Origin of the sequence: Chryseobacterium balustinum (assembly GCF_900168205.1) — a bacterium.
Lineage (GTDB): Bacteria > Bacteroidota > Bacteroidia > Flavobacteriales > Weeksellaceae > Chryseobacterium > Chryseobacterium balustinum.
This window is the reverse complement of record NZ_FUZE01000001.1, coordinates 248,720-264,994: the sequence shown is the minus strand read 5'-3', so window position 1 is coordinate 264,994 and position 16,275 is coordinate 248,720. Positions and strand designations below refer to the sequence as shown.

The following is a 16,275-nucleotide window of genomic DNA, read 5'->3' as shown; positions in this document are numbered from 1 at the left end:
AATGTATAGTTTTTCACCAAAATTAAAATCAACTTCTATTATCCTTCTTGTTGTAGGTTTAGTTTTATTTGCTGCAGGTTTCTTTTTAAATAAAGGAATTACTACAGAGAGAATAGAACACATGATGGAAGCAGTGCATTCTGCAGGTCATGATTCTCCTACGCATTCAAGCGAAATGGTAGGACCTCAAGATCACGCTGCTCATTTAGAGCACGCAGAATTGCAGATTCATAATCAGCCATTAGCTTCACTTCATTTTGTAGCAGTATTTTTCTTCGGAGTAAGTTGCGCAGTATTGTTTTTCTACTGTATTCAGCACGCAGCTCACGCAGGATGGCCAATTATTATCACAAGAGTAATGGAAGCTATTGCTTCTTATATTCCTTGGGGTGGTGCTATATTAATTATCATTATGATTCTTAATATCACACACAATGGTCATCTTTTCCACTGGATGGATCCGGAATTGACAGATCCAGAATCTGCACACTTTGATGTGATCTTATTTGAAAAAAGAATATTCTTAAATATTCCTTTCTATGCAATCAGAACTTTAATTTACGTAATTGGAGCTTCATTCTTTGCTTGGAAATTAAAAGCTCAGTCTAAAAAAGTAGATGATACAAAATCTTTGGTTGAGTATCAGTTCCTTTACAGATGGGCAGTAGGATATATCGCATTCTTCGGGTTTGCTTCTGCAGCTTGGGCTTGGGACTGGTTGATGTCTATTGACCCTCACTGGTATTCTACAATGTATATTTGGTATTCAATGGTTAGCTGTCTTTCAAGTGGTATTGCGGTAATCATTCTATTAAGTGTATATCTTAAGAAAAATGGTTTCTTGCCACAGTTTAATGACAATCACTTGCACGATTTAGGAGTTTTCCTTTTTGCTACAAGTATGCTTTGGACTTATACTTGGTTTGCACAGTTCATGTTGTATTGGTATGCAAACATCCCGGAAGAGGTAAATTATTTCTTCGGAAGATTTGAGCACTACTCTCCTACTTTCTTGCCTATGCTTGTTGTAAACTTCTTATTACCATTATTGGTATTGGTAAGTAGCAGCATCAAGAGAAACTACAAAGTAGTAACTATAATGGCAATTGTGGTAATTTTAGGTCACCTTTTAGATTACTTCAATATGGTAATGCCAGGAACAGTAGGACCTTACTGGAATACTCCAGAAGTTCTGTTACTAATATTGGGTGCTGTTTTATTTATCGCTGGATTATTTATGTTTACAGTGCTTTCAGCATTAGCTAAATTGAAACTGATTCCTACAGGTAACCCTTACTTACACGAATCTGAAATTTATGAGTATCCTTTCTAAGGACTTGTAACAAAATAAATTTTAAAAAGACTGATTTTAATAATCAGTCTTTTTTTTGCAATAATGATTGGATATTTAAAAAGCCAGGCAACCATTTCAAAAATATTTCGTCATAAGAATAGACTTTATCCTTACCTTTTAAACTAAATAAAAAACTATGAAAAAAACTTATCTGTTAAACTTCCTGTTGATCATTCTATTCAATGTATTAAATGCGCAAAGCATTACTTTCGTTTCAGAAAAAACGGATGCGCCACTTCCTAAAGTTTCGGTATTTGGGAAAAATGGAAATATTCTGGCAACATCAGATATTGATGGGAAAATTGAAAAATCAGCGCTTTCTCCGGAACAAGAAAAATTTCAATTGGTATATGACAACATTTCTATCGCTACTTTGTCATTTAACGAAATTAATAAAGATGTTGTAAAACTAAATGACAGAGTAAAAGATATCGAAATGGTTGTTATTAAAAATAATAAACCGGCAAAATATGTTTTTGTAAGAGGTAATTTCAACACCTATGTTACCTTAAACAGTAAACTTAATTGTTATGCAGATGGCGTGATCACCTATGTTTTCGATAATAAAACTAAAAAACTAAAAAGCGCTAATGTAGAACAGTACAGAATTTACAGACTGGAAGATGCTAAAAATGAAAAAAAAGAAACCGGTTCTTGGGATTACAATAGCTTTTTAGATTTGCCAAAATTAAAGGATGTAGGAAATATTGAAGAATACAAATCTAAAAACACCAAAATCAAAGAGCTTAAAGGTGCTAAGAAAGACGAAATAGAAATTACAGGCGAAGCTTTACAGGAAAAAGAATTGGCACTATTCGGTTACAGAATATATGACATCAAGGGTATCGTTAATCATTCATATGAAAAAGATTCAAAAAAAACATTAAGAGATTTTCTTGAGTCTAATGAAATTGCTTTCATCAAGCTTAAGCACAAAAGCGAGCCTAACTATAATCAAATTATTGCTTACAGAAACTTTTATCCTACAGAGCTAGACTTCAGTGATAATAATAATGTGGAAGGAAAAGTAAAATTCAATAAAAATAACAGCAGTTACCAGTCAAATTACTGGAAGGATGCTTCTTTTCCAAATATGCAGGCAATTTTCTCTTCGTTCTTCAAAGATGATTTAAAAGAAAAAGAAAACAAAAAATAAAAAATCAGTTTTAATAAAGGTTTTACTAAATTTGCCATAAACCATAATTAAAATGAAAAAGTTTTCTTTGCTACTCATCTTCAGCTTGTTGCTTTTCACAGCATGCAAAAAAGATCACGTAGATGCAACTACGACGCAGACTTTACAGTCGAGTATCAACGATATGGCGTCTGGTCTTACCACCATTAAGCAGATTAAATTTAATGAAGCGCTTTATATTCTTAAAACTTTCGGCGTAGAAGCAGAAGGTGATGTAAACGAATTGAAAGCATTGGGCGAGTTAATCAACGGCAAAAAAGTACCCGAGATATTATCTTTGGCAGATCAGGTTGCGCAGCAAAACGGTATAGAATGGGCAAGTACAGCTCCACCATCATTAGGAGAAATGAATATCTTCGGCGATGAAACAGCTAAAGAAAGTGATCCGAATGATGTAAGAGCAAGCTCATTAAGCATCCTTACCCAACTTTCAGGAGACACAGGAAATGGCCCAACAGCAATGCAAATTATTCCAAGATTAGTTGATAATGCAGGAAATCCTATTGCGTTTACAGGTGCTGGTTTAGAAACAACTTTAGAAGTTTTCAGCAACGGAGTAAAACTTTCAACTGCTAAAAATCTAATGCAGGATAATAATTTTAAAGGTTTTCATCTTAAATTTTCATCATTGTTGGCTTCAAAAATTGTTGACAATAAAATTGACATTACAGTTTCTGTAAAAACCACAGCGAAGACTTTCAAAATGTCGAAAATTGGTTTAGATGTAAATCCTTCAGCTTTAAAAGTTCCCGAAGTACCTAAAACGGATTCTACGATGATTGACCAAGATCCAAGTGCGGTAATTGATCCTAATAACCCTACAACTCCGCCTACAACAGGTACAGATCCAGCGACAGTCACTCCGACTCAGCCGAAACAACCGACTGCAGATCCTAAAAACACAGTAAGTAAGTTTTTAAATAATGTAAGTTCTCAAAATTTAAAAGCAGCTTTCGATTCGTCAAGCAATCCAAGTTGGGGATCTTATGAATCGTTCTCAAATCCTACTTCAGGTTTTGGAGCTATTAAAAATGTAAGTGTTAAAAACATTTCAATAAACGGAACAAGTACCAATTCATCAAGTGTTAATGCAACGTACGATGTGACCGATAAAAACGGAAGAACAACATCTTTGAAGGCCACTTTCGGTCTTAAAAATGTAAACGGAGAGTGGAAAATCTCAAGTTATAAAATCAATCCTTAAACATGGCATCTCAGGAACTCATCAGAAAACTGGAAGAAACCATAGAAAGCGTCCCTGATTTTCCAATTCCGGGAATTCAGTTTAAAGATATTTCACCGATTTTTCTTGATCCTAAGCTATATGAAGAAGTAATCGAAGATTTGGTAAAATTCAGTAAAGGAAAGGTAGATGCTGTTTGCGGAATTGAAAGCCGGGGTTATCTTTTTGGGATTGCAATCGCAGTAGCTTTAGAAGTACCATTTATTTTGATCAGAAAAAAAGGGAAACTTCCGCCACCTATTATTTCAGAAAAATACGATTTGGAATATGGAAGCGCAGAAATAGAAACCAGAGAAGGACAAATAAAAAAAGGTCAACGTATTTTAATTCATGATGATCTTTTGGCAACCGGCGGAACAACGGAAGCAGCAGCAAAACTGGTAGAAAAGCAAGGTGCAGAAGTCGTTCAGTTCAGTTTTTTAATCGGTTTAAAAGATTTGAAAGGCGACGAAAGACTGAAGAAATTCAACGCAAAAATCTATCACACGTTAGAATATTAAATTTAGTAAAGAGAGTTCAAATAAATCAAAAAATAACAATTCTCTATTAACAATTCACAATATTTACAAGTCTTTCATTCTCTTTTATTAATAATACAGATAAAGATTTTGTAAATCACTCAGAAACAATTAAATTTGCAATTCAATTTTTTAAGAATTTATGGCAAAATTGGGAAAAAATGCTCCAAATGAGCAAGAAGGTAAAGAAACAGTAGAATTCTTTAAAGACCTTGACAGAGAGGCTTTAAACACAGAAAGACTCCTAGAAAAATATCAGAAACCATTAAGCATTGCTTTTGGGGTTGTTGTTTTGGGAGTTTTAGGCTTTTTCGGATACCAGCAATTTGTGGTAGCTCCAAAGAATGCTGAAGCTGTAAAAACTTATTTAGCAGCACAAAAAAACCTTACTGAAGGTAAAGATAAAGAAGCTTTAGGTGGAAAATCTGCAGCGAACCCTGGTTTTTTAGGAACTTATAACGAATATTCTTCTACAAAAGTGGGTAAACTTTCTGCTTACAATGCAGGTTTATTAAAATTAAAAGAAGGAAAATTTCAGGAAGCTCATGATCTTTTAGACAAATTTTCGTCTAATAACAAAACATTGATGGCAATGAAGTTTGGCGCAATGGCAGATGCAAAATCTGGTCTTAATAAAAATGACGAGGCTTTAGCATTATTAGACAAAGCTGCTTCAGCATCTGATGATCCTTATACTTCTTATTATTTTACAAGAAAAGCAGGGATTGTAGCTTTAGGTATGAAGAAAAATGCAGAAGCTAAAAAATACTTTGCAACGATCGACGAAAAATATCAGGACTACGACAACGGAATGTCTGATTCTTATATAGAAATGGCTAAATATTTAAATTAAAACATGGCAACAGTTAATCTTTCAGATTACAAGCCACTTAATATAACCAATGCCGAAGATTTTTCTATCGGCATTGTTTTTTCTGAGTGGAATGACTTTGTAACTTACAATCTACGCGATGCAGCTTTAGAAATCCTTGAAAAAGAAGGCGTAAAAGCTGAAAATATAACACAGTTTTCCGTTCCGGGAGCTTTTGAATTAAATTACGCAAGCATGCAGCTTTGCAAAGAGCGAAAATTTGATGCGGTAATTGCCATCGGATGCGTCATCAGAGGAGAAACTCCACATTTTGATTTCGTTTGCGATGCAGTGGCACAAGGAATTAAAGACTGTAATATTTTAACCGATACCCCAACGATTTTCTGTGTTTTGACAGATGACACAAAAGAGCAATCAATTGCAAGAAGTGGTGGTGATTTAGGAAATAAAGGCGTTGAAGCAGCAGTAACTGCTTTAAGCATGATCAATTTTAAAAGAAATCTTTCTGATAAAAAAGGAAATATCGGTTTCGGAAATTAAAATCTGAATCTATTGAAATAAAAAAAAGGAGCTTTTTACAGCTCCTTTTCTTGTATGTAAATTTTATTTGAATCTATCAAATGAGGAATAAACCTACTCTGGTTATTGGTAATCAAATGTACACTTTCTCTGATTCCAATTCCTGCAGATTCTTGCCCGATTACCCAACTTCCAATGACAGGATAATTTCCATCGAAATTGGAAAGCTCAAATAATTGCTGATAAATAAAACCTTCTTTGCCGTAATCGCCGCTACTTTCTTCTATCGCAACATTATTTTTAAATAAACTTACGTTAGCTCCTTCTCTTGAATAGATGGGTTTTTTAACAAAATCTTTCAAATGCTTTGGTTCAAAATAACATTCCAGCAAATACGTATGATTAGGAAATAATTCCCAAAGAATTGGTAAAATAGCTTTTGAGGAAAGAAGAATTTTCCAGGCAGGCTCTATCCATTGAGATCTGAAGTTATTCCGGATTAATTTCTCACCAAAACCGTCTTCCAGAATCCATTCGTAAGGATATAGTTTAAAAATATATTCCATAATGGTTTTGTCTCCGGCAATGAATTCTTCAATATCTTCTGCCCAACCAATATCCTGAATGGGAATAAATTCTGTTTCGAAACCTGCTTGTGTAGCACAGTCGCGTAAATATTCCACATTGGTTACGTCTTCAATATTCGTTAATGAAGCAAAATAGATGTAATGAGGATTCATGTATTTTTTAAGATACGTCCAATAATCTACCAATTTTTCATGAATAGAATTGAACTGATCTTTGTATGGAAACATTTCCTGCAGCCAATACCATTGAATAACTGAAGCTTCGTATAAAGAGGTCGGCGTGTCTGCGTTGAACTCTAGCAGCTTTAAATTTTCACCATCAAAACCAAAATCAAATCTCCCATAAATGGAAGGATGATCTTCTTCCCAGCTTGTAGTAATATAATTTCTAAACGATTCTGGAATATTGAACTTGTCCCAAAGATTTTTTTCAATAATAAAATCTACAGCCTGAAGGCACATCTGCCATAATTCGGTAGTTGCGTTTTCTATTTTGTTAATTTCTTCTGATGAAAACTCGTAATAATGGCTCTCGTCCCAGTAAAGACCTTCTAAAGAATGGTAACCAAAACCAAGGTTTTCAAGTTTATGCTCCCAATTTTTTCGGAATTGTGATTGTATTCTTTTCATATGAAAATTGTATTGTTTTCAAAGGTCATATGCGATTGCTGAACCTTCTTTAGTATTAGTATTTCCAAGTCATGGCAATTTCATAATTTATGATGATGCCCTGAAACCACTTTTGCCCAATCCTCCTCTCACCACATTTCCTTTATAAGAGCTTCTTCCTATATTCGATTTTGTACTGATTGCATCACTGTAATATCCCGCTTTTTGATAAGCTCCATTGCTGTATGCACCATATGGTCGGAATGCATGATACAATAAAAAACCAGTCATAAAACCATGCGATCTGGAATAAGATGCAGTAGTATCTGATCTCATATAAACTTTTTTCTCTTTATCCCATTGATTCTTTGGCTTTTCCTGAGAGCAGGCAGCAAGAATTCCGGTAACGAAAAGCAATTTTATAGAACTAGACTTTTTCATTACTGAACGGTTATATAAAATTCGTAATCCTTTTTCACTTTCGTGTTATGCTCATTTCCGGCTTCGTCTTCCACAGTCTGCAATGTATCTCCCAAACTAGGAATGGTATCTCTTTTTATAATTTCTTTAAAGAGTTTATTGTTTTTCCAGATCTTGTGTTTTGTTACTAAAACATCTGCCGTATCAGTATGCTGTACAGAAAGCTCAGTTTCGATAGCCGATTTTTTATCAACATTTCTCACTTCATCTTCTTTGGGTTCATTGTCGTTACAGGCAGCAATATTCATTAAGCTAAAAAACAAAAGAGCAATTTGAATTTTTCTCACTTTAATTGTAATTTTTCACAAAAATATTATTTAAAATTTTAACTTTACTCTTAAAATTACTTTAATATGAAATGGACTGAAGACAGAAGTACAAATGTAGACGACAGGCGTGCTTCGGGCGGTAGCGGTGGCGCTATTGTTGGTGGCGGATTAGGTACATTAATTATCGCTGCTATTGTATTTTTCTTGGGTGGTGATCCTTCTGCAATTCTTTCTTCAGGAGTTTCAAATTCAGGAGCTCAAACTGAGCAAAGAGAGCTTACAGAAGCTGACAAAAAAATTGGTGAGATGATCGAAATGATTACCGCCGAAAACGAAGAAACCTGGACGAAAATTTTCGCCGAAAATGGCGCTAAATATCAACCGGCAAGAGTAGTTTTATTTAGAACCAACACAGATTCCGGATGTGGATTGGCACAATCTGCAATGGGTCCGTTTTATTGTCCGACAGATCAGTCTGTTTATATGGATATGAGTTTCTTTAATGAGCTTCAGCAAAAATTTGGCGCTAGAGTAACCGAATTTACGGTAGCTTATGTAATGGCTCATGAAATGGGACATCATGTACAAAATCTTTTAGGAACCTTAAACGAAACCGATAAAGCAAGACGAAGCGGAAGATATTCTGAGGCTCAGCTTAATCAAATCTCTGTAGCAACTGAACTTCAGGCAGATTTTTATGCCGGACTTTGGTCTAGAGTTACAGGTGACAGAGAAAAATCATTTATTGAACCCGGAGATTTAGAATCTGCGATGAATGCTGCTGAAGCAGTTGGTGACGATAATATCCAGAAAAGATCACAAGGATATGTGAATCAGGAAAGCTTTACCCACGGTTCTTCGGCACAGCGAAAAGAATGGTTTATGAAAGGATATAATTCCGGAGACATTAAACAAGGCGACACTTTTAGTCAACTTTTAAGATAGTAAAAAGGTCTGAAGAAATTTCTTCAGACCTTTTTTATTTTAGCTCAATCGGATTGCTGTTTCGTTTCGCTTCTTCTTTCGCTCTCTCTTCCATTCGCTTTCTCATATCTGCAGGATTTTGATTTCCACCACCACCAATTCTCATTGGAGCAGAAATTCCTCCACCTCCACGTTGATTATTCATAAAAGAAGCCGGATCCGTTTTATATTTTTCCTGTTGTTTTACATAATCGGTTCTTTTTACTTTCATAACGTTCCCAAATGTAACCATTTCAGGAAAATCTGAAATTTTATAGTTTTTCATTAAATCAAAAGAATAATCTCCAGTAGAATCTTCCGCTTTTACAACCAAACCGGGAAGACCGTTGAATTTATAAGGTCCATCCTGATAAGGAAGGTCTGTAGTGAACCATGCGGTCCATTTTCTTCCGCCAAAATCAGTTTCTGCTTTTTGTACTTTATAGTCACCAATTTTTGTGGTTTCAGATAAAATTTTCCAGTTCAAAGGTCGGTCTTCTTCGTAAGAATATTGATCTCTTCCCAAACGATCTTTGTAAATAATTTTCTGATCTTTTTTATTTTTTTCGATCGAATAATTAATATTCGTTCTTAAACCATCCATTTGTTCTCTGTTAAAACCTCTCGCTCCCCCACTTTGAAAGTTGCCTTTCATTACAGAATCTCTTTTAATTCTATTCTCAGAATAGAACATTGATTTTTCTGCTGAAATATCTAAATAAGCATTTTCAGTTTTAATATCACTTTTATTATTAATATCTGGTTTTGAGGTTACCTGATAAACAAACCTGTTGGTTTGTGCGAAAGAAGCCTGCGCCAGTAAGGCTACAGCAAGGATGCCAAATTTTTTCATTTTTTTCCTGATTTATAGTTTTGATTTTAAATACACATCAAAGTTAAAGCATCGATGATAAAAATCGATAAAATAAAAACGTCAATTTTTATTTACTGATTATTGTTCGTATTTTTGCAAGATTAAATCATTCTAAATTAATACAATGATAAAGGTTTCAGATCAAGCAAAGGTAAAAGCGATTCAACTGATGACAGAAGATGGCTTTAACCCTGCTGAAGATTATATAAGAGTTGGGGTAAAAAGCGGTGGATGTTCAGGGCTAGAGTATATGTTAGGTTTCGACAATAAGCAAAACGAAACAGATCAGATTTTTGAAGATAACGGAATAAAAATCGTTGTTGAAAAAAAATCTATACTTTACTTGGCAGGTACCACTTTAGAATATTCCGGAGGTTTAAATGGTAAAGGATTTATTTTCAATAATCCTAATGCATCCAGAACGTGTGGTTGTGGAGAGAGTTTTAGCTTATAATTAGATACTAGATGCTAGACACTAGGTTCAAGACTTTGAAAGTCTGAGATCTAATTTCTAAAATCTAATTTCTAAAATCTATTAAAATGAGTAAATATACTGAAGACGACTTAAGAGTCGATTTAGAAAATAAAAAATATGAATTTGGTTGGGAAACCAAAATTGATTACGAAGATTTTCCAACAGGTTTAAATGAAGACATTGTCCGTGCAATTTCTGCGAAGAAAGAAGAGCCGGAATGGATGACAGAATGGCGATTGGAATCATTTAAGATTTGGTTAAAAATGACCGAGCCTACTTGGGCAAATATCAAATATGAAAAACCAGATTTCCAAGCTATAAAATATTACGCTGCGCCAAAAGCAAAGCCTGAATTGGAGAGTTTAGATGACGTTGATCCAGAATTATTGGCAACTTTTGCAAAATTAGGAATCAATATCGAAGAACAGAAAAGACTTTCAAACGTAGCGGTAGATATCGTAATAGATTCTGTTTCTGTAAAAACAACATTCCAGGATACGTTAGCTGAGAAAGGAATTATCTTTTGTTCAATTTCTGAGGCGATTAAGAATCACCCAGATTTAGTGAGAAAATATCTTGGAAAAGTAGTTCCAAGAGGTGATAACTTCTATGCAGCATTGAATTCCGCAGTATTTTCTGACGGAAGTTTCTGCTATATTCCAAAAGGCGTAAGATGTCCAATGGAATTATCAACGTATTTCCGTATCAATCAAGCAGGTACAGGTCAGTTTGAAAGAACACTTGTGATTGCAGACGAAGGAAGTTATGTTTCTTATTTGGAAGGTTGTACCGCTCCATCAAGAGACGAAAACCAGCTTCACGCTGCCGTTGTAGAATTAATTGCAATGGATAATGCTGAAATTAAATATTCTACCGTTCAAAACTGGTACCCAGGAAATGAAGAAGGAAAAGGTGGAGTTTTCAATTTTGTAACGAAAAGAGGACTTTGCGAGTATAAAGCAAAAATCTCTTGGACACAAGTTGAAACCGGTTCTGCTGTAACGTGGAAATATCCTTCTTGTATCTTAAAAGGAGACGGTTCTATAGGTGAGTTCTACTCTATCGCGGTAACCAACAATCATCAATATGCCGATACCGGTACAAAGATGATTCACATCGGAAAGAATACAAAATCAACGATTATTTCTAAAGGAATTTCTGCAGGAAAATCTCAAAACTCATACAGAGGACAGGTAAAAGTAATGCCTTCTGCAAAAGGAGCAAGAAACTTCTCACAATGTGACTCTTTATTGATGGGTAACGAATGTGGAGCACATACTTTCCCTTACATCGAGATTAAAGATCCAACAGCACAGTTAGAACATGAAGCTACGACATCAAAAATTGGTGAAGATCAAATTTTCTACTGTAACCAAAGAGGAATCGATACAGAAAGAGCAATTGCTTTGATTGTAAATGGTTTCAGCAAGGAGGTTTTAAATAAACTTCCAATGGAATTTGCTATTGAAGCTCAGAAATTATTGGAGATTTCTTTGGAAGGTTCTGTAGGATAATTAAAAGTATGAAAAAGTTACTATACTTATTTTTTGTAATTGTATTTTCAAGTGTTTCAGCTCAGGAAAATAAAGAGTTTCAGCTTTCTAGCCATATTCTGGATATTACCGTTGGAAAACCTGTTGAAAACGTGGATGTGAAGTTGGAAAAATACAATGAAACTACAAAGCAATGGGTTTCTGTCATTAATAAAAAGACTGATAAAAATGGTAGAATTGGAGACTTTTTGCCAAAAAATAAGGATTCAAAAAGTAATTACGGAAAATATAAATTAATATTCTTTACAGAGGATTATTTTAATAAATAAAAACATGGAAAGCTTTTATCCATTTATAGAAGTGGTATTTCAGATTCAAGACAATCAACATTACCACGTGCCAATCACATTGTCACCTTTTGGATACTCTACTTATAGAGGAAGCTAGCATCAATCGACTAATAGAAAAGTACAACATAGAATGTTACAAATCAAAAACTTACACGCCAGAATTGAAGATGGCGCACAGATATTAAAAGGTATCAATCTTGAAATAAAACCAGGTGAAGTTCACGCTATTATGGGACCAAACGGAGCCGGAAAATCTACTCTTTCTTCTGTAATTGCAGGAAAAGAAGAATACGAAGTAACAGAAGGTGAAATCCTTTTTCAAGGTGAAAACATCATCGAAGATGCTCCTGAAGAAAGAGCTCACAAAGGTATTTTCCTTTCTTTTCAGTATCCTGTAGAAATTCCTGGGGTTTCTGTGACAAACTTCATTAAAGCTGCTTTAAATGAAAACAGAAAAGCAAACGGATTAGAGGATATGCCTGCAAAAGAAATGTTGGCAATGATTCGTGAAAAGTCTGAAAAATTAGGGATTAAAAAGGATTTCCTGTCTAGATCATTGAACGAAGGTTTTTCGGGAGGTGAGAAAAAAAGAAACGAAATTTTCCAGATGATGATGCTGAATCCTAAATTAGCTATTTTGGATGAGACAGATTCAGGATTAGATATCGATGCATTGAGAATCGTTGCAGATGGTGTAAACACTTTCAAAAACGAAGGAAATGCAGTTCTTTTGATTACACACTATCAGAGATTGCTTAATTATATTCAGCCTGATTATGTACACGTTTTAGCGAACGGAAAAATCATTAAAACAGGTGACAAATCTTTAGCATTAGAATTAGAAGCAAAGGGTTACGACTGGTTGCTTAATTAATGTAAAGATTAAATCATTTAACTATTTAAAAAAATTAAACGCAATATTTGTCATTCCGTAGAAGTGTAAACTTCTTTACGACGGCAAAATAAACGTTCAAATAATGAGTTTAAACGAACAAATTTTAAATAATCACAGCGAATTTCTTAGTACACTTCGTCACCGTTTTTTAGATGAAACGAGAGTTGAAGCATTAGGGAAATTTGTTAAACTTGGTTTTCCTACAAAGAAAGACGAAGAATATAAATATACCAACATCAAGGAAATCATCGAGAAAGATTATAATTTTTTCCCGAAAGAAAGTCATAACATCACCAAAGAACAGCTTGATGAGCTACATTTTGGAGAAGAAAATTTTGACTGGATTGTTTTTGTAAACGGCCAGCTTCACAAAGAGCTTTCTAAGATTTCTATTGAAAACGCAGAGTTTTTATCATTCAATTACGCTTTGAATGATGAGAATCATAAAGATGTTTTCGATACCTATTTCAATACGATTGCAGCAAAAGATTTAGCTTTTACAAATCTGAATCAAGCGTATTGCAAATACGGATTTTTCCTGAAAGTGCCTAAAAATGTTGTGATTGAAAAACCAATTCACGTTTTTTATCTTTCTCAAAATCAGGAAGAAAATACATTCTATAACACCAGAAATTTATTGATCGTAGAAGAAGGAGCTAAGGTTGAAGTGATTGAAAGTCATCATAACTTTGATGAAACTTATGTTTTCACCAATTCTGTGACAGAAATTTTCACATCACCAAATGCGAAAGCAGACTGGCATAAATTGCAGAATGACAGCGATACTTCTTATTTGGTAGATCATACTTTTGCGCAGCAGGAAAGAGACAGTTTAACAACAGTAAATACTTTTTCTTTCGGCGGAAAAATCGTTAGAAACAATCTAGATTTCATTCAAAACGGATCGAATATCAATTCTTTTATGAACGGAATCACGATTATCGGTAAAGATCAGTTGGTAGATCACCACACTGCGGTTCACCATAACCAGCCAAATTGTGAAAGTTACCAGAATTATAAAGGTATTTTTAAAGATAAATCTCACGGAGTTTTCAACGGAAAAATTTTTGTAAATAAAATTGCACAGAAAACCAATGCTTATCAGCAAAATAACAACGTTCTTTTAAGCGAAGGAGCTACAATTGATACAAAACCTCAGTTGGAAATTTTCGCAGACGATGTGAAGTGTTCTCACGGTTGTACAGTGGGACAGTTGAATGAAGACGCTTTATTTTACTTAAGAGCGAGAGGAATTTCTAAAAAAGAAGCTCAAGCTTTATTGTTATTTGCTTTTGCTAATGATGCAATGCAGAATATCGATATTGAGCCTTTAAAGGAGAAAATTTCAAAACTTCTTACAGAAAAACTGGAAGTTAGTATTGAGTTTTAAGCTCAAAAAAAAACATATAATAAACAGAAAGCACTTCGATTTGAAGTGCTTTCTGTTTTCATTTTAAACTAAATTTATTTCTTCAGCCAAGACTGATTATCTTTTCTTTCAGATCTTTTCACGCCGTTATCAATATTATAAGCAAAGCCAACTCCCAAAGTTTGTTTCAACTGCGTTTTCTGGATTTGATTGTGATCATACAAAACATCCAGCGTAACATTTGTAGAAAGAAATTTGTTGATTTTCATATTCAGAATTGCTCCGTAAGATAAAACGAGCCTTTCCGGATGATCTATATAATTCGAAAACACAGAAGCTGTATTCATCAAATCTACATTTTCCATCAATTTCAATTTATAGATAGCTGTTCCCAGAAAACCAAACTGAAATAGCATAGAATCGCCATCATTTTTCAAACCATAGGTTCCTGCTTTTTGAAGTTCTTCATCGAGAACGAAAGTCATTCTCGCGTTTGCAGGTCTTAAAGTCATAGTGAAGTTATCATTCGGGCGATATGTTACACCTACTCCTGCATTTACATATCCCGGAGCCATAAAATTTGAAATTTTAGCAGCTTCAGGATTGTTGCCATCTTCATAACCTGCTGCAAATTGAGATTGCAAGCTTAGACCGCCTGAAAGATACCAGCTTTCCGCAAATTTTCTCCCATAATTAGTTGAAAGATTAATTACATCCTGAGTTTTTCGTGTTCCAATTCCTTTTGTATTGTTCTGTCCGTATCCTAAAATAATAATGTTCTCCCACAAATCTTTATCTTTTTCATATGTAATATTATAGTTTGCCCCGGCAAGCCAACCTACATTATTAGCTCCCCCTCCGATCCAGTTTGAAAAAGCTGCCTGATTGAGCATTAAAGTATTTTGAGCCTGAATAGACCAAGCTTTTAAAGTATCAGTCGCAGGTGAATCTGCAGTTGCTTCCTGAGCAGATGCGTATATTCCCAGAAATATGGAAATTGACAATAAAATTTTTCTCATGATTAGTTTATTTTAAAATGGTTTATTTCATTTAAATAAAAAAATATATACTATTTCATATAAATCAGTATCATTTATGTTTATCTAAGGTATTAAAAATATAACTTATCTTAAAAAAGATTTAATTAAATTAAAAAAATCACAATTTTAAACATAAAAAAAGTAACTCAAATTTGAATTACTTTTTTTATGTTTATTTTTTAAGCCACCATTGACTGTCTTTTCGGTCAGAACGTTTTACGCCATTATCAATATTATAGGCAAAGCCTATCCCTAAAGTCTGTTTAAGCTGCGTTTTCTGAATTTGATTATGATCATACATCAGATCTACAGTAACAATTGAAGAGACAAACCTGTTGATTTTCATATTCAAAAGCATGTTATAAGATAAAACCATGTGATCGGGTTTATCAAGATAATTCGAAAATATAGAAGCCGTATTGGTCATTTCGATATTTTCCATAAGTTTTACCTTATAAATTGCAGATCCTAAAAAACCCATCTGCATTAAGAAGAAATCTCCGTCGCTTTTTAAGCCGTAATTTCCTGCAAGCTGCAATTCTTTATCGAGAACAAAAGTAAATCTTCCGTTGACAGGTCTTAATGTAACAGTAAGATTTTCATTGGGTCTGTAGGTAATACCCAAACCGGCATTCACATAACCTGGAGCCATAAAATTTGAAATTTTCTTTGCCTGAGGATTATTTCCATCTTCAAAACCTCCGGAAAACTGAGAAAGCAAACTGGCTCCACTAGAAATATACCAGCTTTTAGAAAACTGTCTCCCATAATTCGTAGAAACATTCAGTACATCTTGAGTTTTTCTGGTTCCGATCCCTTTTGTTGTGTTTTGTCCGTAATTGAGAATGATTATATTTTCCCAAAGATTTCGGTCTTTCTCATACGTAAGATTATAATTTGCACTGGCAAGCCAACCTACATTATTGGCACCACCGCCTACCCAGTTTGAAAAAGCAGCCTGATTAAACATCACACTGTTTTTTGCAATCACAGACCAATGTCTGGGCTTTTTAATGCTGTCTACAGCTGCAGAATCACTAATAATAACTTGTGCGTAAGAATGTGCACTGAGGTAAACAAAAAGTAGCATAATAATCTTTCTCATAAATGCAAAAAATTTTTAATGATCACAAAAATAAGTAAAATAATTCTCAGGCACTTTTTGAAAAAAAACAGTTCAAATCTAAAAAATTTTAAGGATTTAGTTTTA

The 16,275-nt window shown here is 34.1% G+C and carries 17 protein-coding genes and 1 pseudogene; 12 read left to right on the top strand and 6 right to left on the bottom strand.

From position 1 onward, the window contains the following. The first annotated feature begins 1 nt into the window (after position 1). The 6 genes from B5X64_RS01360 to ribH all read left to right on the top strand — a co-directional run bounded on the left by B5X64_RS01360 (position 2) and on the right by ribH (position 5,682). Positions 2 to 1,333 (top strand): quinol:cytochrome C oxidoreductase, encoded by a 1,332-nt coding sequence (locus B5X64_RS01360; RefSeq protein ID WP_079463542.1) that lies wholly within the window; start codon positions 2 to 4, stop codon positions 1,331 to 1,333. Between the two features lie 157 nt (positions 1,334 to 1,490). Further along, on the top strand, positions 1,491 to 2,510 hold the full coding sequence (locus B5X64_RS01355) for a hypothetical protein (RefSeq protein ID WP_079463541.1): 1,020 nt from the start codon (positions 1,491 to 1,493) through the stop codon (positions 2,508 to 2,510). A gap of 52 nt (positions 2,511 to 2,562) precedes the next feature. After that, positions 2,563 to 3,753, top strand: a complete 1,191-nt coding sequence (locus tag B5X64_RS01350; protein WP_079463540.1) for a hypothetical protein — start codon at positions 2,563 to 2,565, stop codon at positions 3,751 to 3,753. A gap of 2 nt (positions 3,754 to 3,755) precedes the next feature. Next, the gene (locus tag B5X64_RS01345) at positions 3,756 to 4,292 is read left to right on the top strand and encodes an adenine phosphoribosyltransferase (protein WP_079463539.1); all 537 of its coding nucleotides are present in this window, start codon (positions 3,756 to 3,758) and stop codon (positions 4,290 to 4,292) included. A 160-nt stretch (positions 4,293 to 4,452) separates the two neighbouring features. Continuing rightward, positions 4,453 to 5,163, top strand: a complete 711-nt coding sequence (locus B5X64_RS01340; protein ID WP_079463538.1) for a YfgM family protein — start codon at positions 4,453 to 4,455, stop codon at positions 5,161 to 5,163. Positions 5,164 to 5,166: 3 nt separating this feature from the next. After that, complete coding sequence (gene ribH, locus B5X64_RS01335; protein ID WP_079463537.1) at positions 5,167 to 5,682, top strand: 6,7-dimethyl-8-ribityllumazine synthase; 516 nt, start codon at positions 5,167 to 5,169, stop codon at positions 5,680 to 5,682. A gap of 35 nt (positions 5,683 to 5,717) precedes the next feature. On the opposite strand, the gene B5X64_RS01330 is transcribed toward ribH, so the two are convergent. The 3 genes from B5X64_RS01330 to B5X64_RS01320 form a co-directional block, all read right to left on the bottom strand. Beyond that, a complete protein-coding gene (locus tag B5X64_RS01330) occupies positions 5,718 to 6,878 on the bottom strand; it encodes a glutathionylspermidine synthase family protein (protein WP_079463536.1) in 1,161 nt (386 codons plus the stop codon). Positions 6,879 to 6,965: 87 nt separating this feature from the next. Continuing rightward, positions 6,966 to 7,298, bottom strand: a complete 333-nt coding sequence (locus tag B5X64_RS01325; protein ID WP_079463535.1) for a hypothetical protein — start codon at positions 7,296 to 7,298, stop codon at positions 6,966 to 6,968. Beyond that, positions 7,298 to 7,624, bottom strand: coding sequence for a hypothetical protein (locus B5X64_RS01320; RefSeq protein WP_079463534.1), 327 nt, complete (start codon positions 7,622 to 7,624; stop codon positions 7,298 to 7,300). The genes B5X64_RS01325 and B5X64_RS01320 overlap by 1 nt, the downstream gene beginning before the upstream one ends. 66 nt (positions 7,625 to 7,690) lie before the next feature. On the opposite strand from B5X64_RS01320, the gene ypfJ reads away from it, so the two are divergent. Beyond that, on the top strand, positions 7,691 to 8,551 hold the full coding sequence (gene ypfJ / locus B5X64_RS01315; RefSeq protein WP_079463533.1) for a KPN_02809 family neutral zinc metallopeptidase: 861 nt from the start codon (positions 7,691 to 7,693) through the stop codon (positions 8,549 to 8,551). 34 nt (positions 8,552 to 8,585) lie between these two features. Here ypfJ and B5X64_RS01310 read toward each other — a convergent pair whose 3' ends face one another. Then, on the bottom strand, positions 8,586 to 9,422 hold the full coding sequence (locus B5X64_RS01310) for a GLPGLI family protein (protein WP_079463532.1): 837 nt from the start codon (positions 9,420 to 9,422) through the stop codon (positions 8,586 to 8,588). 145 nt (positions 9,423 to 9,567) lie between these two features. Between B5X64_RS01310 and B5X64_RS01305 the strand changes: the two genes are divergently transcribed. The 5 genes and pseudogenes from B5X64_RS01305 (at position 9,568) to sufD (ending at position 14,046) form a co-directional block, all read left to right on the top strand. Beyond that, positions 9,568 to 9,897 (top strand): HesB/IscA family protein, encoded by a 330-nt coding sequence (locus B5X64_RS01305; RefSeq protein WP_066677384.1) that lies wholly within the window; start codon positions 9,568 to 9,570, stop codon positions 9,895 to 9,897. 86 nt (positions 9,898 to 9,983) lie between these two features. Further along, positions 9,984 to 11,432 carry a Fe-S cluster assembly protein SufB gene (sufB, locus tag B5X64_RS01300; protein ID WP_079463531.1) on the top strand — a complete coding sequence of 483 codons (1,449 nt, stop codon included), beginning with the start codon at positions 9,984 to 9,986 and terminating at the stop codon, positions 11,430 to 11,432. A gap of 8 nt (positions 11,433 to 11,440) precedes the next feature. Further along, positions 11,441 to 11,858: pseudogene (uraH, locus tag B5X64_RS01295) on the top strand (hydroxyisourate hydrolase). A 33-nt stretch (positions 11,859 to 11,891) separates the two neighbouring features. Next, positions 11,892 to 12,635 (top strand): Fe-S cluster assembly ATPase SufC, encoded by a 744-nt coding sequence (gene sufC, locus B5X64_RS01290; protein ID WP_079463530.1) that lies wholly within the window; start codon positions 11,892 to 11,894, stop codon positions 12,633 to 12,635. A 103-nt stretch (positions 12,636 to 12,738) separates the two neighbouring features. Next, a complete protein-coding gene (sufD, locus tag B5X64_RS01285) occupies positions 12,739 to 14,046 on the top strand; it encodes a Fe-S cluster assembly protein SufD (RefSeq protein ID WP_079463529.1) in 1,308 nt (435 codons plus the stop codon). 74 nt (positions 14,047 to 14,120) lie between these two features. Here sufD and B5X64_RS01280 read toward each other — a convergent pair whose 3' ends face one another. Beyond that, complete coding sequence (locus tag B5X64_RS01280) at positions 14,121 to 15,044, bottom strand: DUF3078 domain-containing protein (protein ID WP_079463528.1); 924 nt, start codon at positions 15,042 to 15,044, stop codon at positions 14,121 to 14,123. Between the two features lie 193 nt (positions 15,045 to 15,237). Further along, positions 15,238 to 16,170: a DUF3078 domain-containing protein gene (locus tag B5X64_RS01275; protein ID WP_079463527.1), complete on the bottom strand. Its 933-nt coding sequence runs from the start codon at positions 16,168 to 16,170 to the stop codon at positions 15,238 to 15,240. Between the last annotated feature and the right edge of the window lie 105 nt (positions 16,171 to 16,275).